Here is a 20,774-nt window from a genome sequence, read left to right as displayed (position 1 = left end):
AAGGACCAGGCAAGGATGCTCGAAGTTTCGGAGCCCCCATGACCGACCAGCGCCAACGCAACGCCGCCGCCGCCTTCAAGGCCCTCCACGCCGCGCCCGGCGGCTTCGTCATGCCGAACGCCTGGGACGCCGGCAGCGCGATCATCCTCGCCCAGGCGGGTTTCAAGGCGATCGCCACCACCAGCGCGGGGGTGGCCTTCTCCCTGGGAAAGCCCGACTACGCAGTGCCGGACAGCCGGCTGGCGGTCGGTCGCGACGAGATGTTCGCCCGTATCCGGCAGATCACCGATCTCGTCACATGTCCGGTGAACGGCGACCTGGAGGCGGGCTACGGCGATGCGCCCGAGACGGTCGCCGAGACCCTGCGCCTGGCCATCGGCGCCGGCCTGGCCGGCGGCAATATCGAGGACGCCAGGCCGCAGTCTGCGAGCCTCTATGACGAGGACCTGGCGGTGGCGCGCATCGCCGCGGCGCGCGAGGCGATCGGGGGCAATCCCTTCGTGCTCACAGCCCGCACCGACGTGTTCCTGCTTCCGGACGGCGACCTTGCGGCCTGCATCCGGCGGGCGAACCGCTACATCGAGGCCGGCGCCGACTGCGTCTTCACCCCCGGCGCCCGCGACCTGGAGACCATCGCGACCCTGGCGCGGGAGATCCACGGCCCGCTGAACATCGTCATGGGCCTAGGCTCGGCGCCCAGCGACGCCACGGCCATCCTGGCGACCGGCGTGCAACGGATCAGCCTCGGCGGGACCTTCGCCCGCGCGGCCCTGGCCTTCATCCGTCGCGGCGCCGAGGAGCTGCGGGATCGCGGAACCATCGGCTTCGCCGCCGGCCAGATTCCACAGGGGGAGCTGAACGCCCTGTTCAGCGCCGCGCGGGCCTAGGGCTCACCGGGGGTCTTCACCTCGAACCCCTTGGCTTGCAGGCGGTCCAGCACGCCGCCCTGGCTGAGCAGGGGCCGCAGCTGCACCACCGCCACCGCGTGGCCGGGCTTGGCCAGGGCCCGCTCGATGGCGGCCACCTGTTCGGCCTTGAAGCGGGCGTCGAGGTTGAGCGCGCCCGGCACGCTGGCCAGGCAGCGCTCGTAGCCGCGCTCCTGGTTGAGCGCCCCGCGGACATCGCCGTCGGCCCAGGCTGCCCCGGCCCGTCGCGCGCCGGCGGGACCGGCCTCGACCTCGTCGAGCGCATCCTCCAGGCAGGCGCGCTGCGCCGCGGCCCCCATGCGCGTGGCCTGGCCCAGGATCGGGCCCAGGGACAGCGAACGGCTCTCGGTCTTGATCTTCCGGGCCTTGGCCATCCGCGCCACGCTCTTGCCGGGGTCGGCGGCGGTCAGCTTGACGCTGTCGCGGTAGTCGCCGACCAGGATCAGCCCCACCAGCAGCTCGTTCTTGTAGGCGTAGCGCTTGGCCGGCTGGCCGGCGGCCTCACGGGCGGCGACGAAGCGGCGGCGGATGTCGCCCGACAACCGCTCCTCCATCGGCTTGCCCTTCAGCCGCAGCCATTGGAGGGCGAGGCCCGGCACGCTGAGCAGGCTGACGCTGACGCTGTTGAACGGCAGGATGACGGTGCTGGCGCCGTTCAGCCGCCGCTCCAGAACCGTCTGGTCCCAGGCCTGGCCCTTGGGCAGCACGCCGGGCGCGCCCAGCACATAGACCGTGGTGTCGGCGTCGGAGACCCGCCACCAGGCCGGGCCCTTGTCGATGGCGGTGACCACCAGCTCCTCGAGCAGCACCGCGTCGGGGTCGAGCGGATCGGGGACGGCGGGCGCCTGGGCCGAAGCCGGGACCGCCAGGGCGAGGATCAGACAGCCGACCGCCGCGGCTTTGGCGAAACTCATGGTGCTCCTTCCGGACGCGCCCCCCGGAATCGAACTATATAGAATGGATATCGAAATCGCGTTCAAAGCTTGACCATGACGATCCGCCGCCTTCCGCCGGAAACCGTGAACCGCATCGCCGCCGGCGAGGTGGTGGAACGGCCTGCGAGCGCGGTCAAGGAGCTGGTGGAGAACGCCCTGGACGCCGGAGCGCGTTCGGTCGAGGTCCAGGCGGACGGCGGGGGCCTGACCCGCATCCTGGTGGCCGACGACGGCGCGGGGCTCTCGCCCGACGAACTGCCCCTGGCGGTCGAGCGCCACGCCACCTCCAAGCTCAGCCCCGACGCGGCCGGCGACTACGACCTGCTGCGCATCGCCACCCTGGGCTTCCGCGGCGAGGCCCTGCCGTCGATCGGCTCGGTGGCGCGGCTGTCGATCTCGTCGCGCGCCAGGGGCTCAGCCGACGCCTACGCCATACTGGTGGAGGGCGGCGCCATGGGCGCGGTCGCCCCGTCCGGCTTCCCCGGTCCGCATGGCGCGCGGGTCGAGGTGCGCGACCTGTTCTACGCCACCCCGGCGCGGCTGAAGTTCATGAAGTCCGAGCGCTCGGAAGCCATGGCCATCGCCGAGGAGATCAAGCGCCAGGCCATGGCCCATGAGGCGGTCAGCTTCGCCCTCGATATCGACGGGCGCCGGGTGCTGCGCCTGCCGGCCGAGAGCCAGGGTCCCGACGGACGCCTGGCCCGGCTGTCGTCGATCATGGGCCGGGAGTTCTCCGAGAACGCCATCGCCATCGACCAGGAGCGCGACGGGGTCCGGCTGTCGGGGTTCGCGGGCCTGCCCACCTACAATCGCGGCAACAGCGCCCACCAGTATTTGTTCGTGAACGGACGACCTGTGCGCGACCGCCTGCTGCAGGGCGCCCTGCGCGGGGCATACGCCGACTTCCTGGCGCGCGACCGCCATCCGCTGGTGGCGCTCTACCTGGAGCTCGACGGGTCTCTGGTGGACGTCAATGTCCACCCCGCCAAGGCCGAGGTGCGGTTCCGCGACCCGTCCCTGGTGCGCGGCCTGATCGTGGGCGGCCTGCGCCACGCCCTGGCCGGCGCCGGGCACCGGGCCTCGACCACCGTGGCCAACGAGACCCTCAGCCACATCCGCCCCGGCTGGTCGCCGCAGCCGCAGCCCTCGGCCCAGGGTTTCTCCGCCTGGCAGATGGGCGGCTGGAGCCAGGTCGCCCAGGCCATTCCCGGCCTCACCGAGGTCTCGGCCCGCGCCGAGGCGCCAGAGGCCTGGAACCCGCCGTCCGTGGGCCTGCAGGAGGCCCCCGCCCCGTCCGTGGTCTTCGACCCGGTCGACTTCCCGCTGGGCGCGGCGCGGGCCCAGGTGCACGAGACCTATATCGTCGCCCAGACCCGCGATGGGGTGGTGATCGTCGACCAGCACGCCGCCCACGAGCGGCTGGTCTATGAGCGGATGAAGGTGGAGATGGCCGACGGCGGCGTCGCTCGCCAGGTGCTGCTGCTGCCCGAGGTGGTCGAGCTCGATCCCGCCGAGGCCGAGCGTGTCACGGCCCGCGCCGAGGAGCTGCAGGCGCTGGGCCTGATGGTCGAGGCCTTCGGTCCGGGCGCCGTGCTAGTGCGCGAGACCCCGGCCCTGCTGGGCGAAACCGACGTGGCCGGACTGATCCGCGATATCGCCGACGACCTGGCTGAGAACGGCCAGGCGCTCGCCCTGCGCGAACGGCTGGAGGAGGTCTGCTCCACCATGGCCTGCCACGGCTCGGTGCGGGCCGGCCGCCGGCTCACCGCGCCGGAGATGAACGCCCTGCTGCGCCAGATGGAGGCCACGCCCCATTCCGGCCAGTGCAACCACGGCCGCCCCACCTATGTGGAGCTGAAGCTGGCCGATATCGAGCGGCTGTTCGGGCGGCGATAGACTTCCGAGGCCGCCCCAATCTCCTCCTCTCCACCCGTCTTCCGGGAGGAGAGGAAGTCAAAGCAACCGACCCATTAGGCGCCTGCCTGGCGCCTCACCACCACGTCAAATCCGTCCGCTTGCCGTCGAGGATGACGCCCTTGAGCCGGGCGCGGCCGTCCTGGCCCACCGAGACCACCGCAAAGGCCGGAAGCGGGCGGCCATCGCGCCTGGCGCGCAGGACCTTCTCCATGGCCTCGGCCTCGTCCTGGTCGGCGTGGAAGCGGTCGACGCCGACGTCCAGGATGACGGCGTTGGCCTCGGCCCGGTCGATCATCACGCGCGAACAATAGACCCCGCCGCGGACCGCCACGTCACCCCCGGCCGCGAGGGCGGCCTCCCGCGTATCGCCCGCGCCCATGAAGCGCCCGTCGGCGGCGCGCAGGGCGAGCCAGCCGCCTTCCTGGATGGGTTGGGTGCGGCTTGGGCAGGCCTGGCCGGGCGCCAGGCGCTGGGTGAGCTGCAGAGCGACAAAGTGGCCGGTCAGCAGGTTGCGTGGGTCGAAGAGCTCCATGGGCAAATTCACTTCGCGGCCCGCGGCGCGGGCGCGGTCCTCCGAGATCACCAGGGCGACGAGCACGGCCACGAGCAGCAGGCCCGCGGCCAGGATGCGGAAAGGCAGGGCCCTGATCACGCCTTGGCCCTCCCGCGGATCACGAATCCGGCGACGAGCGCGATCATGGCGCAGGCGCCGAACAGGGCCGCCGCAGTCATCAGGCCGAGACCCAGGTCGAACAGGATCGTGCAGACCGCCGCGATCATCGCCACCACCCCTGCGGCCGTGACCATCGGCTGACGGTCGTGCATGCCGAGCGCGATGACCCCACCCGCCAGCACCAGCCAGGCCGCGCGGTGGACGATGAGGGCTGCGCCCTTCAACTCGTCGAAGCCCGCCACGGCGAACAGCAGCAGGGCGCCCCAGACGAACCACAGCATGAAGACTACCGCCGTGCGGCGATCCGACATCTGCCGGGCCGCGCCCGCCAGCACGGCCAGGACCACGCCGCCGGCCAGGAAGCCCGCCGCGCCCCATTCCCGCTCATAGAGTGCGATCACCGCGATCAGGCCGACGATCAAGGCCAGGCTTGCCGCATGGGCCAGAGGCTTGGAGTTCCAGAGCCAGGCCAGACCCAGGCCCACCGGCGCGGCGAAGATCAGCCAGCGGGTGTTTCCGCCGTCGAACCGCCCGGCGAACTCGCCGACCCCTAACAACACCAGGGCCGCGATGCCGGCGCCGCTGGAGCGTCCGGCGACGGCCAGCAGTCCGGCGGCGAGGCCCGCGCTGCGCAGGGCCCGCTGCGGGTCGCCGGCGATGTCGAATATCTGTCCGGTCAAGCCGATGGCCGAGGCGTAGATCAGGGCCGCCACCATCAGCAAGGTGTTGGTCAGGATCGGCCGCGCATCGGCCCGCGAGGTCCAGGCCGCGCCGCCTGTCACCCCCAGGAACACCGCCAGGATCAAGCCGAACCGCGCCAGCCTGGGGATGGCGTCCCAGTTAGCGGCCACGAAGGCGATGGCCGCGATCCCCAGTAGCAGGGCGCCGACCACACCGAGCGCCACGGAGGCGTCGATCCGCCGGCCATCGGCGACGCTGTCCAGAATGGCGCCGCGATTGTCGGCCGGCACGAGGCCGTCCTCGATCCACCGGTCCAGGTCCCGCTGCAGCCGAGCCTTGTAGCCCGCCATCCGTCTCTCCCCGCGTCCGCCCGGACCCTCGCCCAGGCGGAGCTTGGACGCAACCTCGCCGCGAAACGCCCCGGGTCGCCCGGGCGTTGAAGTCCCCCATCACAAGGAGAACCCAGCATGCAACTTCATCGCGGCCGACTCATCGACCACGTGCAATTCGGGGTCCGCGACCTGGACGCCTCCAAGCGGTTCTACCGCGCGGTGATGGAGGTCTTCGGCATCGAGGTCCAGGAGGACGAACGCCACATCGGCGCCGACGAACTGTGGATCGAGGCGCGCGACAACCCGACTCGCGTGCACCTGGCCTTCCAGGCCCCCGACCGGGAGACGGTGCACCGGTTCCACGCCGCGGCGCTAGCGGCCGGCGGTCGCGACAACGGCGGACCGGGCGAGCGGGAATACCACCCCGGCTACTACGCCGCCTTCGCCCTCGATCCCGACGGCAACAACATCGAGGCGGTGTATCACGGCGAAGCCAAGCGCTCGGCGCCCAGTGTGACGGTGGACTTCTAGGCCGCGGCGGCGCGGCGGCCCTCGGTCTCGAACAGGCCGTTGATGGCGTCCAGCAGGCGCTCGGCCTTGATCGGCTTCTCGACCACCCCGTCCATCCCCTGGGCGAGATAGCTGGCCGCGTCCCAGGGATCGGCGTTGGCGGTGAGCGCCAGGATGGGGATGTCGGCCGCGACGCCGGCCATGCCGCGGATCCTCCGCGTCGCCCCCACGCCGTCGAGGTTGGGCATCTTGATGTCCATCAGGATCAGGTCGAAGCGGCCGCTGGCGGCGGCGGCGGCGGCCTGCTCCCCGTCCTCGACGCTCTCGGTGGTGCAGCCGAACATGCCGCACAGGGTCTCGGCCACCAGCCGGTTGGTGGCGTTGTCGTCGGCGATCAGCACGTGCAGTCCGCCGGCCGATCCCTGGCTCAGATCCGGCTCGGCGGCGATGTCCGCCTGCGCCGGGACCGGGACGTCGAAGAGCGGGAATTCGAAGCGGAAGCTGGCGCCGGGGCCGGGATTGGCGCGGGCCTCGATGCTCCCGCCCATCTGCTGGACCAGCTGGCGGCAGATGGAGAGGCCGAGCCCCGCCCCGCCCTCGCGCATGCCGGCCTCGGTCTGGCTGAAGGGCTGGAAGATATTGGCCAGGCGATGCTCGGGCACGCCGACCCCGGTGTCGCGGACCATCCCCTCCAGATGGACGTGGATGTCGTCGCGCCGCACCTTCAGCGCCACCTCGACCCCGCCCGAATAGGTGAACTTCAGCGCATTGCCGATCAGGTTGTTGAACACCTGCTTGATCCGCACCGCGTCGCCCAGCGCCCATTGATCGGGCGCGCCCTCATAGCTGAAGGCGAGGCTGAGGTTCTTCTGGTCGGCCCGGGCTGTCCACAGGGCGGCCAGGTCCTCCAGCAGGGCCGGGACGCAGAAGCCGTCCTCGGCGAGTTCCAGCTGGCCGGCGTCGGCGCGGGTCAGGTCGAGTGCGTCGGTCAGCAGCCGCAGCAGGGTCTGGCCCGAGTCCTGGATGGTGGTGACGTAGGGCTTCAGCTCGGGATTGGCGAGCTTGCGCTGCAGGATGTCGGCGATGGCCAGCACCCCGTTCAGCGGCGTGCGGATCTCGTGGCTCATCACCGCCAGGAACTGCGACTTGGCGGTAAGCGCCGTCTGGGCCTCCAGCTTGGCCTGGTTCAGGGTCTCGGCCAGGCGGGTCATCTCCTGGGCGTGGGCGCGGTTGGCCGCGCTGGTGGCCTGCAGCAGCGACAGGGTCGAGCCGACGCCGGCGTAACGGCCGCCGTTCAGCACCACGAAGCCCTTCATCACCTCGTTGGAGCGGTCGGCCAGCACCTCGCCGCAGAACTCGGCCACCGGGGTGTCGCCATCGGCGACCAGCGGACTGGGGTTCATCAGCAGGGAGATCGGACGAAGGGCGTAGAGCGCCCGCCCATAGTGGGCGGCCATGGCCACGAAGAAGGCGTTGCGCTCCACCAGCCCGACCGGCGCGCCCGCCTCGTCCACCACGGCGATGGCCAGGGTCTCGGGCTCGGCCTGGAAGCGGTCATAGACGTCCTGCCCCTGGGTCTGCGGCGAGATGGGGGCGATCGGCTGGATCAGGTCGAGGAGAGTGGCGGTCATGGGGGAGCCTTCCGCTGTGCCAGCGTGGCTGTAGACAACCTGGACTAATGATGGGTGAATCTTACTTCGCCTCTCGCGATTTATACCTGAAGCTTGCTGTTATAAAATCGTCACATTAGCGTCATGATTTTACTTGTCTTGAGATGTCCAAAAGCAATTGAAGTAATCATCACGCCGCCCATCCGGGACTGGACCATTTCGCGGAGCTTCGCCATGATCTCGGCGTCCAGACCCAGTGGGGAGTTCATGTCTGAGATTGCGTTCGAGGCCCGGGCCTAACCGCCGAACCGGCGTCCTCGTCTGAAATCGGCTGTCAGGTCCGTATCGTCCGCGCCCCTTCCTTGGAGCGGGCGCGTGGTTTCACGCCTGACCTCGGACAACCCAGTGAACATATCGAAAGCGCAGCAAAGGACGCTGCACGCCCTCGCCCAGGGCGGAACCATCATGCTCGAACGCGACGAACGGGGCCGCATCGTCGCGGCCCATTGCCAGACCCGCGACGGCTGGGCCCTGGCCGACTGCGACCTCCTGGTCTTCAAGGCCTTGAGGAAGAACGGCCTGATCGTCAGCCGGGGTGGCGGGCCCTATCGGATCAACCGCGAGGGACTCGCCAACCTGCGCAGCCAGCTCGACAACCGGACCTCAAGCCGGCTGTGGTGAGAATCGCATGAAGTGGACGCGCGCGGCGCCGTAGTCGCGCGCGTCCAGCTTCTCGAAATTCTCGACCGTGAAGTCGGCCTCGTCCGAGCCGCGCTCGAAGACGATCAGGGCGCCTGGCGCCAGCCAGCCGCCGGCGGCGAGCTTGGCCAGGGCTAACTCCCCCAGGCCCTTGGCGTAGGGCGGGTCCAGGAAGGCTAGGTCGAAGGCCGGGCCGTCGCCGCCGGGCCGCTGGCCGAGGTCGGTGGCGTCGCGGCGATGCACCCGGGTGCGGCCGAACAGGGACAGCGCGTCGACATTCTCGCGGATCGCGCCGCGGGCGGCCTCGTCGGTCTCCACGAACAGGCAGAAGGCCGCCCCGCGCGACAGGGCCTCGAAGCCCAGGGCCCCCGACCCGGCGAACAGGTCGATGACCCGGACGTCGCGCAGGCCCGGCGACCAGGCGGCGTGCTCCAGGATGTTGAACACCGCCTGTCGGGCGCGGTCGGAGGTCGGCCGGGTGCGGTCGCCCGAGGGCGCGGACAGGGCCTTGCCGCGAAATTCTCCCGAGACGATGCGCAACAGAGGCTCCTTGCCGATTCACCGCGACCTTGCCGCGCCGTCGTCCGCGATCCAAGCTCGCGGCCGATTAAATCCATGGGAGGACGCGATGGGCCTGGTGAGCGTCGAACGCAAGGCCGGGACGGCGGTGATCACCTACGCCAACCCGCCGCTCGGGACCATGACGGCCCAGGGCTCGAACGAGATCCTGGCGGCCTTCGAGGCCTGCGTGGCCGACGACGCGGTGCGCGTGGTGGTGCTGACCGGCGGCCTGCCGGGCATCTTCATCCGACACTACGACGTGGGCGAGCTGTCGGTGATGAGCGACGCCATCCAGGACGCCCCGCCCCCGGCCGCCGAGGCGACCCCGCCGCGGCCGGGCGGCGCCTTCGGGGCCTTCGTCGACCTGCTGGCCAGCGCCCCCAAGCCGATGATCGCGGCGATCAACGGCCTGTGCATGGGCGGCGGGTTCGAGATCGCCCTAGCCTGCGATCTGCGGATCGCCGCCCTGGACGCCGCGGCCATCGGGTTGCCCGAGACCCGCGCCGGCATCTTCCCGGGCGGCGGCGGCACCCAGCGCCTGCCCCGGGTCATCGGCGAGGCCAAGGCCCTGGAGATGATCCTGCTGGGCAAGGTGGTGACCGGCGAGAAGGCCGCCGAGATCGGCCTGGTGCACGAGGCCGTGGCCGATCCCCTGGCGCGGGCCCTGGAGATCGCGGCCGACCTGGAGACGCGAGGCAAGGACGGCCTGGCCTACGCCAAGCGCCTCACCCGCGCCGCTTTGGACCGCCCCCTGGCCGAGGGGCTGGCGGACGAGCGCCGGAGCTTCGTGGAGATCCTGAAGACGGCTTCGGCCCGCGAGGGCCTGAGGGCCGCGCGTCCGCCCGCGGCGATCCAGGACCTTTAGAGCCGACAGGCGACTTGCCGCGATAGGGCGAGGGTTTGCCGCCTTCCTCGCGCTGCGGGGCTGACTTGTAGTCCGGACGCGGACCGCGCGGCGGGCCGTCGGAGCGCGGCGCGCGCGGGCGGTCGGACGATGGGCCGCCCTCACGCTTCGGGCCGGCCTTGTAGTCGGGACGTGGGCCGCGCGGCGCGGCGGAACGCGGGGCGCGGGGCCGATCCGTTGACGGCGCACCCTCACGTTTCGGGCCGGCCTTATAGTCGGGACGGGGGCCTCTCGGTGCGTCGGAGCGTGGCGGACGCGGGGCGTCGGACGCGTAGGCGCGCTTGGGGCCTTCGCCGCGCGGCGGACGGTCGGGACCGCGCGGGCCGCCTTCGCGTTTGGGTCCGTCCTTATAGGCGGGCCGCGGCTTGTCGGAGGCGTAGGACCGCGGGCGGTCGGCGCCTTCGCGCTTAGGCCCGTTCTTGAAATCCCGCGCCGGGCGCGGGCCGTCGGCGGAATAGGGCCGGCGGTCGATCAGGGTGGAGCCCTTGGCCTTCGGACGGCCGGCGGCCCGGGGCGCGCTCGAGCGCGCCGGGGCGGAGGGGGCGAGCGGGGCGCCGGGGCTGAAGGTGCGGATGCCGCCGGGCTTGTCGGCCACCAGGCGCGAGGAGCGGGCGCGGGGGGCCAGGGGAACCTCGCCGTGGGGCTTGGCCGGACCCGTCGCCGGGGCGGCCTCGACACCGGGGCGCGGAGCGCGGCGGCGCTGGCCGGTGTGGACCTTGACCTCGATCTTGGGCGTCGCCCAGCCGGACTTGTAGACGGTCTTCTTCTTGGGTTCGGGCGCGCCGGTCCCGCCGGTGGGCGCGCGGCGCCCGCCGCTGGAGCGGCCGGCCTTGTCGACGAACAGCGGCCGGTCGCCCTCAGGCAGGTTGGCCGGGGCGATGTAATCGGCGAGCTGCTCGCGGATCACCCGGGGCCCGACCTCCTCGACCTGGCCCATTTCAAGGGTCCCGAGCGCGAAGGGGCCGTAGGAGAGTCGGATCAACCGGCCCACCGTCAGACCGATGGACTGCATCACCCGGCGGACTTCGCGGTTCTTGCCTTCGGCCAGGGTGACGGTGATCCAGATATTGGCGCCCTGCGGGCCTTCCTTGGCCTTGTCGATCTTGGCTTCGATCGGGCCGTAGGTGACGCCCTCGACGGTGACGCCCTCGGCCAGCTTGTCGAGCTCGGCCTGGGTGATCCGGCCGCGGGCGCGGACCCGGTAGCGACGGACGATGCCGTTGGCGGGGCTCTCCAGAGCGCGCGCCAGCTCCCCGTCATTGGTCAGCAGCAGCAGGCCTTCGGAATTGATGTCGAGGCGGCCGACCGAGATCAGCCGCGGCAGGCCGGCGGGCAGGTGGTCGAACACCGTGGGCCGCCCCTGGGGGTCCTTGTGGGTGGTCAGCAGGTCCACCGGCTTGTGGTAGCGGAAGAGGCGCGTGGCCTCGGGCGCGTTCACCACCTTGCCGTCGACGGAGAGGACGTCGCCGGCCTCGACCTTCACCGCGGGGGTGGTCAGCACCTCGCCATTGAGGGCGACGCGGCCGGCCTCGATGAGCTTTTCGACGTCGCGGCGGGAGGCGACACCGGCGCGGGCCAGGGCTTTTGAGACGCGCTCACCTTGACCGGGAGCCGTCTCGTCGTTGTCTTGGGGGTCGTGGATCATGATCAACGCACCATGCGCATCGCGCTTCAAGCCGCGCAAGACGCCGCCGCACGTGGCGAAACGCCCGTGGGGGCCGTCGTGGTCGATCCGGCGACCGGAGACGTGGTCTCGATCGGGGCCAACGGACCCATCGGCGCGCACGATCCCACCGCCCATGCGGAGATCGTCGCCCTGCGCGCCGCGGCCGCGAAGATCGGCAATTACCGGCTGACCGACCTGACCCTGGTGGTGACGCTGGAACCCTGCGCCATGTGCGCCGGAGCCATCAGCCACGCCCGGATCGGACGGCTGGTGTTCGGAGCCGAGGACCCCAAGGGCGGGGCGGTGATCCACGGTCCGAAATTCTTCGACCAGCCCACCTGCCACTGGCGGCCGGAGGTGGTCGGCGGGGTGCTGGCGCAGGAGAGTTCGGCGCTCCTGAAGGGTTTCTTCCAGGCGCGGCGGAAAAAGACGAAAGGATAGGCGCATGCGCAACGTGATCATCGCCGGCCTTCTGCTGGCGGCGGGGTCCGCCCAGGCCGCGCCGGCCGACGACGTCCAGGCGCTGGCCTGGATGGCCGGGTCCTGGGTCCACGAGGCGGACGGGGTGACTGTTCGGGAAACCTGGCTGGCCCCGATCGGCGGCGCCATGGCCGGGGCGGCCCAGACCAACCGGCCGGGCAAGCGCCCCAGCCTGGAATTCACCAGCATCACCGCCGAGCCGGCCGGCGCCACCTTCACCGCCCGGGTCGGGACCCAGCCGCCGACGCCCTTCGTCCTCAAACCGGGTCCCGCGGGCGAGGCGGTGTTCGAGAACCTGGCCCACGATTTCCCGCAGCGGGTCATCTACCGCCGCTGCGGCGAGGACCTCTGCGCCCGCGTCGAGGGGACGATGAACGGCAAGCTCGAAGGCGAGGACTGGCGCTACCGGCGGGCGAAGTAGAGCTTTCCTCTCCCCCCGAAGGCTGGTGGAGAGGAGGTTCACCCCCTGAACAGATCCAGGAAGGCCGCCAGGTCGGTCGGCGAGCCTTTCTCCAGCTTCACCTTGCCCGAGGTCAGGGCGGCCTGCAGGGCGGCGGGCGAGGCGAGCGCGCCGACCCAGTCGGCCTTGGCCGCGACCACCACCAGCGGAACCTCCGCCGCCACGCCCGAAGAGGTCTCGGCCACGCCGCGCCGCACGCCGATGGTCCAGTCGCCCTCGCCGGTCAGCTTCAGCCCCATGGCCCGTTCGACTCCCGCCGCCTTCTCGGCGTTCAGCCGCACGGGGAAGGTGGCGACGATGGCGGCGGCCGGCAGGCCCGCGGCCTGGGCGCCGCCCTGGCGCGCGCCGACGATCTGGGCCCAGCCGGGCGCCTTCTTCTCCAGTTCGGCGGCGCGTTCGAGGTAATAGTTGCGGCCGTTGGGCGAGACGCTGTCATAGCCGAGCTGCCGGAACGCCTTGGCCTGCAGGGCGTCGGCGGCGGACCTCAGCGCCGGGTCGGCGCGGCCGACATGGCCCGCCAGTTCCGCCGTCCACTTCCAACGGCCCTGGTCATATGCGCCCTGGGCCTGGGTCAGCGCCTGCGCCGCGCCGCCGGCCAGGGCGACGATCTCCCGGGCGCGGACGTCCGGCGCGTCGAAGGAGAGGCTCGCCGGGTCGCCGCCGAACCAGCCCATATAGCCGTTAACCACCGAGCGGACCGACCATTCCACCGTCCCGTAGTGCTCGAAGAGAAAGGGATCGGCCGCCAGGTGGGCCGGCAGCTTCACCTTCTCGACGATCTCGTCGGGGCTGAGGCCGGCGTTCATCCAGCGCACCGCCTGGTCGTGGGTGAAGCGGATGGCGTCGCGATAGTTGGTCAGCGTCCCCATGATCGCCGGGGCCCCGACGATGGGCCGGGTGTGTGAGGGGACCAGGACCTCGGGCTTCAGGGCCCGCATCCGGTCGACCGACGCCGCCCACTGGACCGGGTCGCGGTAGCTGGTGCCGCGGATTGTGTAGAGGTTGGGGAAGGCCTTGTAGACATTGTCGCCCGGGAACAGGATTTTCCGCGCCGGCATCCAGACCAGGATCTGGTCCTCGGTCTCGCCGGGCGCATGCTCCAGCACGAAGCGCTCGCCACCGAGGGTCAACTCCAGCCGGTCCTTGAAGGTGACGTTGGGCGCAGTGAAGCCCCCCGCCCCGCCGCCGCCGAAGGCCGAGAGATAGGGCCCGATCCCCACATTGACGAAGCCGTCCGGCGTGCCCTTGGGCAGGAAGACTCCGTACATCCGCGCGGCGCGGGCGGCGATGGCCGGAGCGGCGACCCCGTTCCACTTGGCGGCCTCGCGCAGCAGAGTCTCGTGGGCGATCACCTTGCCGCCCTTGGCCAGCGGGAAGCCGGCCGCGCCATTGATGTGGTCGTTGTGGTTGTGGGTGTAGATGATCGCCACCACCGGCTTGCCGCCGGCGCGCGGGGCGAACTCGGCCCAGACCTTCTTCGCCTCCTCCAGGCTGTCGGTGGTGTCGATGATCACCACGCCGGTCTTGCCCACCACCATGATCGAATTGGCGATGCCGTAGCCGACGGCGGAGAACACGCCGGGCGCGGGCTCATGGACCTTGGGCGGGGCGAACTCGGCGGTTTGAGCAGCGAGCGAGGGGGCGATGCGCGGACCCGGCTCCTGAGCGTGGACGGCGCCGGCCAGGCCGGCCGCAAGAACGATGGCGCGGATCATGTCGTCTTCCCCGTGGCGCGGTTGCTGGATGCTTGCCAGCGTCCATACCGAGCCCAATGATGGCGCCATAATTAGATCATTCGGGAGCGACGTCATGGGTCTGTTGGATGGGAAGGTGGCGATTGTCACGGGCGCCGGCGGCGGTCTGGGCGAGGCCTACGCCAAACTGTTCGCCAAGGAAGGCGCCTCGGTCGTCGTGAACGACCTGGGCGGATCGCGCGACGGGTCGGGGTCTGGGACCAGCGCCGCGGCGCAGAGGGTGGTCGACGAGATCGTGGCGGCCGGCGGCAAGGCCGTGGCCAACGGCGACGATGTCTCCACCATGGAAGGCGGCGAGCGGATCGCCAAGACCGCGCTGGATAACTTCGGCCAGATCAACATCCTGGTCTGCAACGCCGGCATCCTGCGCGACAAGACCTTCGCCAACACGTCGGAGCAGGACTGGGACCTGGTGGTGAAGGTCCACCTGAAGGGGACCTATTGCTGCACCATGCCGGTGTGGAAGTGGATGAAGGACAACGGCAAGCCCGGCGTCATCGTCATGACCAGCTCGACCTCGGGCCTCTACGGCAATTTCGGCCAGTCCAATTATGGAGCCGCCAAGGCCGGCATCTACGGCTTCATGCGCGTGCTCTCCATCGAGGGGCGCAAGTACGGCATCCGGGTCATGGGCCTGGCGCCGGGCGCCTTCACCCGCATGACCTCCGACCTGCCCGGCCGCCAGGGCAAGGAACCCGATCCCATGAGCCTGCCGGAGAACATCGCGCCGGGCGTGCTCTACATGGTCTCGGACCTGGCCGCCGACCACACCGGCAAGGTGCTCGGCGTCTCCTCGCGCGGGGTGCGGGAGATCAAGATGCTGCAGACCGACGGGTTCCAGCCCGGCCGGCCCTACACCGCCCAGGAGGTGGCCGAACACGCCAGCGAGGTGTTCTTCCCCGCCGCAGCGGAACGGACGGCGGTCAGCGCCTAAGCGAAGGCGGCGAGCCGGGCGTCCAGCCGATCGCGGACGGCCGGCCATTCGTCGTCGAGGATCGAGAACACCACGGTGTCGCGGATACGGCCGGTCCAGGCCACGCGGTCTTTGCGGAAGATCCCCTCCTGCACCGCGCCCATCTTCAGCACCGCGGCGCGGGAGCGGGCGTTGATGGCGTCGACGCGATAGACCACCCGCCGGGCGCCGGCCTCGAAGGCGTCGCCCAGCATCAGCCGCTTGGCCGACGGATTGGTCGCCCCGCCCCGGAAGTCGGGGTGATAATAGGTGCCGCCGACCTCCACCGAGGCGTTCACCGAGTCCGCGCCGATGAAGCAGGTCATCCCCACGCAGCGCGCGCCGACCACGACGGCGTAGTGCATCCAGGCGCCGGTCGCGCGGTCCTTGGGCATCTGCTCGTCGAAGCGCTTGTCGAAGGCCTCGCCCAGCATCGAATACGGATAAAGGTCGTGGAACAGGGCGGGATCAGCAGCGCAGGCCGCTCTCAGGTCTTCCTTGTGGGCCTGCGCCATCGGTTCCAGCCGCACGAAGCGGTTCTCCAGGACCTTGGGTTCGATCTTCATCCGCCGCCTCGCATGAACAGTTGAGCGGCCTGGATCAGATAGACGACGCCCACCCCGGTCACGATCCACTTTGTCCAGGACTTGAAGTCCACATCCGTCATGCGGTCGAGGATCTTGCCGCCGACCCATGTGCCGCACATGGAGAGCGGAATGGCGACGGCGAACACCTGCCAGGGCGGCAAGTCCTGGCTGGGCGTGGTCAGCAGGGGCGCGCCGTAGACGACGATCTTGGCCAGGTGGGCGAAGACCTGGGTGGCGGCCTTGGTGGCGACGATGGCGTGGCGGGTCAGCACCGTGCGCACGAAGAAGATGTCCAGCAGCGGCCCCGCCACCCCGGCCAGCAGGTTCAGGCCGGTCACCAGGAAGCCCGAGGTGAAGGCGTGGATCGGCTTGGCCGCGTCCAGCCGCAGCCAGGTCTTGGGCAGCCAGACCAGGCCGGGCACCAGGCCGAGCGCCAGGTAGAGCAGGCCCTTGGAGGGCACGAAGGCGATCAGCGCCACCAGCGCGCCCGCCAGCAGGGAGGCCGCCGCATACCAGCCGACGATGTCCCAGCGCACGTGCCGGGCGTGCAGCACCGCGCGCCAGCCGTTGGCGAAGAGCTGCAGGATCCCGTGGGTGACGAAGGCCGCCGAGACCGGCAGGGCCAGGGCCAGGGCCCCCATCAGGACCAGGCCGCCGGCCATGCCGAAGACGCCTGAGAGGGTTGCGGTGACGAAGGCCGTCACCACGATGAAAACAGCCGCGAGATTATGCACTGGGTCGTCCTCCGGGTTGCGACCCGCGCCCTATGGAGTGGACACAGGCCACCCCCGCTCGCGGATCTGCTGCGCGTCGCGCGCGAAAATGTGCGGGTCCGCCCGCGCACCTTCCGGAGGAAGGCGGTGTTCTCCGGGTCCGCCGTGCGCGGCGGGGAAGCTGGGGATCGCGACGACGGATCGACCCGGCTGCTCCTGGAGCACGCGCCTGTTTACACCCGAACAAGCGGAGCCGTCGAGCGGGGCTCAGATGTCCTTGTAGAACACCACCGTCCCGCAGGGCCGGCCGTCGGGCATCAGGGCGTAGCGCGGGATGACGCCCACCCGCACCCAGCCCAGCCTGGCATAGAGCCGCTCGGCGGCCTCGCCCTCCACCGTGTCGAGGGTCAGCAGGCTCTTGCCCAGGTCGCGGCCGGCCTGCTCGGCGGCGCGCATCAGGGCCTCTCCCACGCCCCGGCGGCGGCCGCGCCGGTGGACCAGCATCTTGGCCACGTCGCCCCGGTGCGGCTGGTTGGGCGGGCCGGCGGGGATCACCTCGACCACGCCGAACAGGCCCTTGTCGTCCTCGGCCACGATCACCGCGCGGCCGTCGGCGGCCTGGGCCCCGGCGACGCCGGTCCAGAACGCCAGGGCGTCGGCCAAGGTCAGGTCGGCCATGAACGAGACCGAGGCGCCGCCCTCCACGCAGTCCTTGAGGATGACCGCCAGGGCCGGGGCGGCGGCGCGGGTTTCGGCCGCCTCGAGGCGGCGGATGCGGAAGGGCTCAGTCATGGCGCCGTCCCTACACCGGCAATCGCCGTCTCGCGACAGACGAAGGCCCCCGCGTGTGTCGCAACGCGGGGGCCTGGTCAAACCGGGGGCAGATTGCCCGCAGACTTAGCTGCGGAAGACCGCGGCCATCGAGTTGTCGACCGGCATCTCGCGATACTGGCGCAGCTCGTTGCGGCCCACGACCATGTGGTGGACCTCGTCGGGACCGTCGGCGATCCGCAGGGTGCGGGTGTTGGCGTACATCTTGGCCAGCGGGGTATGCTGCGACACGCCGAGCGCGCCGTGCATCTGGATGGCCTGGTCGATGATCTGGCAGACCCGCTCGGGCACCATGGCCTTGACCATGTGGATCCAGATGCGGGCTTCCTGATTGCCCAGGACGTCCATGGCCTTGGCGGCCTTGAGCACCATCAGGCGCATGGCCTCGATGTCGATGCGGGCGCGGCTGATGATCTCGATATTGCCGCCCAGCTGCACGAGGGGCTTGCCGAAGGCCTCGCGGGTCAGGCCGCGGGTGACCATCAGGTCCAGCGCCTTCTCGGCCGAACCAATGGCGCGCATGCAGTGGTGGATCCGGCCCGGACCCAGGCGCAGCTGGCTGATCTCGAAGCCCCGGCCCTCGCCCAGCAGCATGTTCGACGCCGGCACGCGGACGTTATCGAAGATGATGTGCATGTGGCCGTGCGGCGCGTCAGGATCCCCGAACACGTGCTGCGGGCCGACGATCTTCACGCCGGGCGCGTCGGTGGGCACCAGGATCTGGGACTGGCGCAGGTTGGGCGGGCCGTCCGGGCTGGTCTGGACCATGGTGATCATGACCTTGCAGCGCGGGTCGCCGGCGCCGGAGATGTAGTGCTTCTCGCCGTTGATCACGTATTCGTCGCCCACCAGGGTGGCGCGGGTGTTGACGTTCTTGGCGTCCGAGGAGGCGGAGTTCAGCTCGGTCATGGCGAAGGCCGAGCGGATCTTGCCTTCCAGCAGCGGCTCCAGCCATTGCTTCTTCTGGGCCGGGGTGCCGACGCGCTCCAGCACTTCCATGTTGCCGGTGTCGGGCGCGGCGCAGTTCATGGTTTCGGAGGCCAGGCGGTTCTTGCCCAGCTCCACGGCGATATAGGCGTAGTCCAGGTTCGACAGGCCCTCGCCGGTCTCAGCGTTGGGCAGGAAGAAGTTCCACAGGCCCGCGGCCTTGGCCTTGTCCTTGGCCGCTTCCAGCGCTTCCAGCTGGCCGGGGGCATAGGACCAGATATTGGGATTGCCTTCGCCCAGGCGATGGAACTCCTCGCTCATCGGCTCGACGACGTCCTTGATGAACGCCTTCACCTTGTTGAGCAGCGGCAGCGCCTTTTCCGACATCCGCAGGTCGTTGAGGTCGTCCATCGGGTTCAGCTTGAAGCTGGAATCCGCCCGGTCCGCGGTCATGGTCATCTTGTCTCTCCCATAGCGGTTGTTGCGATCGGACCCCGCATCGCGGCGCCCTGCGTTGGTGTCGTCGGGCAGCCGCCTCGCGCCCGAAAGGATAGGCCGACAGCTTTGGCCTATATTGCGCGAAAATCAAACAAGCGTTTTAATTTTTCGCTGTAAATGTCCGGGCCGGCCTGAAACGCCCCGCGCCGGCCGCTCAGGCCAGGCGCAATCGTCCCGCCCGCAACGCGTCCCACGCCAGTTCGACACTGGCCTTGAGGTCGAGGCCGGTGGTGTCCAGCACGTGGGGCTCGAAGCCGCCCAGGTCAGCGAACTGGTCCCACATCGAGCCGATCACCTGCTCGTCGCGCATCGGATGACCCTCCCGTCCGGTCCCGCGGGCAACGGCGGTGGCCCGGTCGGGGCGCAGGACCAGGTAGTCGAGACGCACGCCGGCGGCCTGCGCCGCCTTGCGGAAGATGTCCACGAACCAGGGGCCGACAATGCCGTCGAAGACCACTGGATAAGCCTGGGCGAGCGTCGTGGCGGCGCTGGCCATGGCGCCGGTGACCACGATGTTCTGGTCGCGTGACTCAGGTTTCCAGGGCGGGACGTAGCCCTTGGCGAACCAAGTCCACATGTCGTCGGAATGGGCGTGGTGGGCCGCCTCGGCGGGCCAGTCCCTGGCCAGGGGCCGCGCCAGGGTGCTCTTGCCCACCCCCGGCGACCCGGTGACGATCACCAGCCGTCCAACCATGAGCATCCCCCGATCGCGTGGCGTATCGGTCGACTATAGCCCATGCCTCCGGACGCGCTCGAGACGAGGCGCTCAGGCGTAGAGGGGCGCCGGGAGGGTCAGGACGATCGCCGCACTGGACATCAACAGGATGGCGATCGCGGGGAAGAGTTTCAGCAAGGTCATCATGGCGCGGCAGATAGTGACCCGCGCCCCACGGCGCCAGTTAAGCTTCCGACAGATTTACTGAGGGGCGTGACAGACCGCCTCGATGTTGTGGCCGTCGGGGTCCAGGACGAAGGCGCCGTAATAGTTGGGGTGGTAGTGCGCGCGCACGCCGGGCGGGCCGTTGTCGGTTCCGCCCGCCGCCAGGGCCGCGGCGTAGAAGGCGTCCACCTTGGCGCGATCTCCGGCGGCGAAGGCCACATGCAGCCGCCCCGTCTTGGGCCCGCCGGTCCCGATCCAGAAATAGGGCCGGCCCTCCGAGCCATAGCCCATCTGGTTCTCGCCGCCGGTCAGCTCCGGGGGCACCTCCATGACCTTGGCGATGCCGAGGGCGCCAGGGCGGCGTCGAAGAAGGCGCGCGCCCGGGCGAAGTCACTGACGGTCAGGCCGATATGGTCGAGCATGGGATCCTCATCTCTCTCATTGGCGGGCGAGCCTAGGCGGTAGTGACGATTTAGGATTCCCTGACTGGCGCTGTTCTGATTCAACGCTTCTCTTTGGAGGGTGTGTTGGAAGGCGAGGTTCTTCGGGACGATCAGTGGGCGCGGATCGAGCCGTTCGTGCCGGGCGGTCGCAAGGGCAAGCGGGGTCCGCGCAGCAACGGTCGTCTGTTCGTTGACGCGCTGTTGTGGATGGCGCGCTCAGGGGGGCGCTGGCGTGATCTGCCGGAGCGGTTCGGCCCCTATCAGACGGCCAAGCGGCGCTACTATCGCTGGATCGAGATGGGGGTGCTGAACCGGCTGTTCGAGGCCGTGGCGGCGGAGCCTGATCTGGAGTGGGTCATGCTGGACGCCACTGTCATCCGGGCTCATGCCCAGGCCGCCGGCGCGCGGCGTAAAAGGGGGGACCGGACGCCCAGGCGCTTGGCCGCTCTCGCGGCGGCTTCGGAACCAAGATCCACGTCTGCGTAGACGCGCTGGGCCTGCCCGTGCGCATCCTCCTGGGGCCGGGTCAGCAGAACGACATGGCCCCCGCCGGCGACCTGATCGACGGCATCGCCGCCGAATACGTCCTCGCCGACAAGGCCTACGACGCCGATCGGCTCTATCGGAAGATCATCGACCAAGGCGGCGACCCCGTCGTGCCGCCCCGCCGCCACCGCAAGCGACAACATGCCTACGACAAGGCTCTCTACAAGGAGCGCAACCGCGTCGAACGCTTCTTCAGCCGCATCAAGCACTTCCGGCGCATCGCAACCCGATACGACAAGCTCGCGTCCACCTTCATGGGCTTCGTCACCCTCGCCGCCATCATGCTGTG

Annotated in this window: 20 protein-coding genes and 2 pseudogenes; 9 read left to right on the top strand and 13 right to left on the bottom strand. The window is 70.2% G+C overall.

Annotated elements, in window-relative coordinates; all coding sequences use genetic code 11:
* Window positions 1-38: 38 nt before the first annotated feature.
* The gene (locus Q8Q88_RS19140; protein ID WP_305676778.1) at window positions 39-887 is read left to right on the top strand and encodes an isocitrate lyase/phosphoenolpyruvate mutase family protein; all 849 of its coding nucleotides are present in this window, start codon (window positions 39-41) and stop codon (window positions 885-887) included.
* Here Q8Q88_RS19140 and Q8Q88_RS19135 read toward each other — a convergent pair.
* Window positions 884-1,840, bottom strand: coding sequence for a TraB/GumN family protein (locus Q8Q88_RS19135; RefSeq protein WP_305676777.1), 957 nt, complete (start codon window positions 1,838-1,840; stop codon window positions 884-886). The genes Q8Q88_RS19140 and Q8Q88_RS19135 overlap by 4 nt on opposite strands.
* 75 nt (window positions 1,841-1,915) lie before the next feature.
* Here Q8Q88_RS19135 and mutL point away from each other — a divergent pair, with 75 nt between their 5' ends.
* Window positions 1,916-3,757, top strand: coding sequence for a DNA mismatch repair endonuclease MutL (gene mutL, locus Q8Q88_RS19130; protein WP_305676776.1), 1,842 nt, complete (start codon window positions 1,916-1,918; stop codon window positions 3,755-3,757).
* A gap of 94 nt (window positions 3,758-3,851) precedes the next feature.
* Here the strand turns inward: mutL and Q8Q88_RS19125 are convergent, their stop codons facing one another.
* Entirely contained in the window at window positions 3,852-4,430 is a 579-nt protein-coding gene (locus tag Q8Q88_RS19125; RefSeq protein WP_305676775.1) for a GDYXXLXY domain-containing protein, read from the bottom strand.
* Window positions 4,427-5,482 carry a DUF2157 domain-containing protein gene (locus tag Q8Q88_RS19120; protein WP_305676774.1) on the bottom strand — a complete coding sequence of 352 codons (1,056 nt, stop codon included), beginning with the start codon at window positions 5,480-5,482 and terminating at the stop codon, window positions 4,427-4,429. The genes Q8Q88_RS19125 and Q8Q88_RS19120 overlap by 4 nt, the downstream gene beginning before the upstream one ends.
* A 117-nt stretch (window positions 5,483-5,599) precedes the next feature.
* On the opposite strand from Q8Q88_RS19120, the gene Q8Q88_RS19115 reads away from it, so the two are divergent.
* A complete protein-coding gene (locus tag Q8Q88_RS19115) occupies window positions 5,600-5,995 on the top strand; it encodes a VOC family protein (RefSeq protein ID WP_305676773.1) in 396 nt (131 codons plus the stop codon).
* On the opposite strand, the gene Q8Q88_RS19110 is transcribed toward Q8Q88_RS19115, so the two are convergent.
* On the bottom strand, window positions 5,992-7,605 hold the full coding sequence (locus tag Q8Q88_RS19110) for an ATP-binding protein (protein WP_305676772.1): 1,614 nt from the start codon (window positions 7,603-7,605) through the stop codon (window positions 5,992-5,994). The two genes, Q8Q88_RS19115 and Q8Q88_RS19110, sit on opposite strands and share 4 nt — an antisense overlap.
* Window positions 7,606-7,989: 384 nt before the next feature.
* Between Q8Q88_RS19110 and Q8Q88_RS19105 the strand changes: the two genes are divergently transcribed.
* Window positions 7,990-8,265: a YjhX family toxin gene (locus Q8Q88_RS19105; protein ID WP_305676771.1), complete on the top strand. Its 276-nt coding sequence runs from the start codon at window positions 7,990-7,992 to the stop codon at window positions 8,263-8,265.
* On the opposite strand, the gene rsmD is transcribed toward Q8Q88_RS19105, so the two are convergent.
* Window positions 8,248-8,823, bottom strand: coding sequence for a 16S rRNA (guanine(966)-N(2))-methyltransferase RsmD (gene rsmD, locus Q8Q88_RS19100; protein WP_305676770.1), 576 nt, complete (start codon window positions 8,821-8,823; stop codon window positions 8,248-8,250). The genes Q8Q88_RS19105 and rsmD overlap by 18 nt on opposite strands.
* An 88-nt stretch (window positions 8,824-8,911) precedes the next feature.
* Between rsmD and Q8Q88_RS19095 the strand changes: the two genes are divergently transcribed.
* Window positions 8,912-9,709 (top strand): enoyl-CoA hydratase/isomerase family protein, encoded by a 798-nt coding sequence (locus tag Q8Q88_RS19095; RefSeq protein WP_305676769.1) that lies wholly within the window; start codon window positions 8,912-8,914, stop codon window positions 9,707-9,709.
* A 1,015-nt stretch (window positions 9,710-10,724) separates the two neighbouring features.
* Here the strand turns inward: Q8Q88_RS19095 and Q8Q88_RS19090 are convergent.
* Window positions 10,725-11,393 (bottom strand): annotated as a pseudogene (locus Q8Q88_RS19090) (pseudouridine synthase); the annotation flags it as partial.
* Between the two features lie 12 nt (window positions 11,394-11,405).
* On the opposite strand from Q8Q88_RS19090, the gene tadA reads away from it, so the two are divergent.
* Together tadA and Q8Q88_RS19080 are read left to right on the top strand one after the other, a co-directional pair.
* On the top strand, window positions 11,406-11,855 hold the full coding sequence (gene tadA, locus Q8Q88_RS19085; RefSeq protein WP_305676768.1) for a tRNA adenosine(34) deaminase TadA: 450 nt from the start codon (window positions 11,406-11,408) through the stop codon (window positions 11,853-11,855).
* 4 nt (window positions 11,856-11,859) lie between these two features.
* Complete coding sequence (locus Q8Q88_RS19080) at window positions 11,860-12,315, top strand: DUF6265 family protein (protein ID WP_305676767.1); 456 nt, start codon at window positions 11,860-11,862, stop codon at window positions 12,313-12,315.
* A 38-nt stretch (window positions 12,316-12,353) separates the two neighbouring features.
* Here Q8Q88_RS19080 and Q8Q88_RS19075 read toward each other — a convergent pair whose 3' ends face one another.
* A complete protein-coding gene (locus tag Q8Q88_RS19075; RefSeq protein ID WP_305676766.1) occupies window positions 12,354-14,069 on the bottom strand; it encodes an alkyl sulfatase dimerization domain-containing protein in 1,716 nt (571 codons plus the stop codon).
* A gap of 115 nt (window positions 14,070-14,184) precedes the next feature.
* On the opposite strand from Q8Q88_RS19075, the gene Q8Q88_RS19070 reads away from it, so the two are divergent.
* The gene (locus Q8Q88_RS19070) at window positions 14,185-15,042 is read left to right on the top strand and encodes an SDR family NAD(P)-dependent oxidoreductase (RefSeq protein WP_305676765.1); all 858 of its coding nucleotides are present in this window, start codon (window positions 14,185-14,187) and stop codon (window positions 15,040-15,042) included.
* Here Q8Q88_RS19070 and Q8Q88_RS19065 read toward each other — a convergent pair.
* The 6 genes and pseudogenes from Q8Q88_RS19065 to Q8Q88_RS19040 all read right to left on the bottom strand — a co-directional run bounded on the left by Q8Q88_RS19065 (window position 15,039) and on the right by Q8Q88_RS19040 (window position 19,918).
* Window positions 15,039-15,626 (bottom strand): GNAT family N-acetyltransferase, encoded by a 588-nt coding sequence (locus Q8Q88_RS19065; RefSeq protein WP_305676764.1) that lies wholly within the window; start codon window positions 15,624-15,626, stop codon window positions 15,039-15,041. The genes Q8Q88_RS19070 and Q8Q88_RS19065 overlap by 4 nt on opposite strands.
* Entirely contained in the window at window positions 15,623-16,381 is a 759-nt protein-coding gene (locus Q8Q88_RS19060; RefSeq protein ID WP_305676763.1) for a sulfite exporter TauE/SafE family protein, read from the bottom strand. The genes Q8Q88_RS19065 and Q8Q88_RS19060 overlap by 4 nt, the downstream gene beginning before the upstream one ends.
* A gap of 246 nt (window positions 16,382-16,627) precedes the next feature.
* Window positions 16,628-17,152, bottom strand: a complete 525-nt coding sequence (locus Q8Q88_RS19055; protein WP_305676762.1) for a GNAT family N-acetyltransferase — start codon at window positions 17,150-17,152, stop codon at window positions 16,628-16,630.
* 105 nt (window positions 17,153-17,257) lie between these two features.
* A complete protein-coding gene (locus tag Q8Q88_RS19050; RefSeq protein WP_371129883.1) occupies window positions 17,258-18,571 on the bottom strand; it encodes an acyl-CoA dehydrogenase family protein in 1,314 nt (437 codons plus the stop codon).
* Between the two features lie 199 nt (window positions 18,572-18,770).
* Window positions 18,771-19,316 (bottom strand): AAA family ATPase, encoded by a 546-nt coding sequence (locus Q8Q88_RS19045; protein ID WP_305676760.1) that lies wholly within the window; start codon window positions 19,314-19,316, stop codon window positions 18,771-18,773.
* 216 nt (window positions 19,317-19,532) lie between these two features.
* Window positions 19,533-19,918, bottom strand: a pseudogene (locus tag Q8Q88_RS19040) (VOC family protein).
* A 102-nt stretch (window positions 19,919-20,020) separates the two neighbouring features.
* Between Q8Q88_RS19040 and Q8Q88_RS19035 the strand changes: the two are divergent.
* A protein-coding gene (locus Q8Q88_RS19035) for an IS5 family transposase (protein ID WP_305676759.1) occupies window positions 20,021-20,774 on the top strand; the annotation gives its coding sequence in 2 pieces (ribosomal slippage) (window positions 20,021-20,351 and window positions 20,351-20,774; 755 coding nt annotated over the 2 pieces). This gene is flagged as partial in the annotation.

It is taken from the genome of Phenylobacterium sp. (assembly GCF_030697925.1).
In the GTDB taxonomy this organism is placed as follows: domain Bacteria; phylum Pseudomonadota; class Alphaproteobacteria; order Caulobacterales; family Caulobacteraceae; genus Phenylobacterium.
This window is presented reverse-complemented; position numbering and strand designations above follow the sequence as displayed.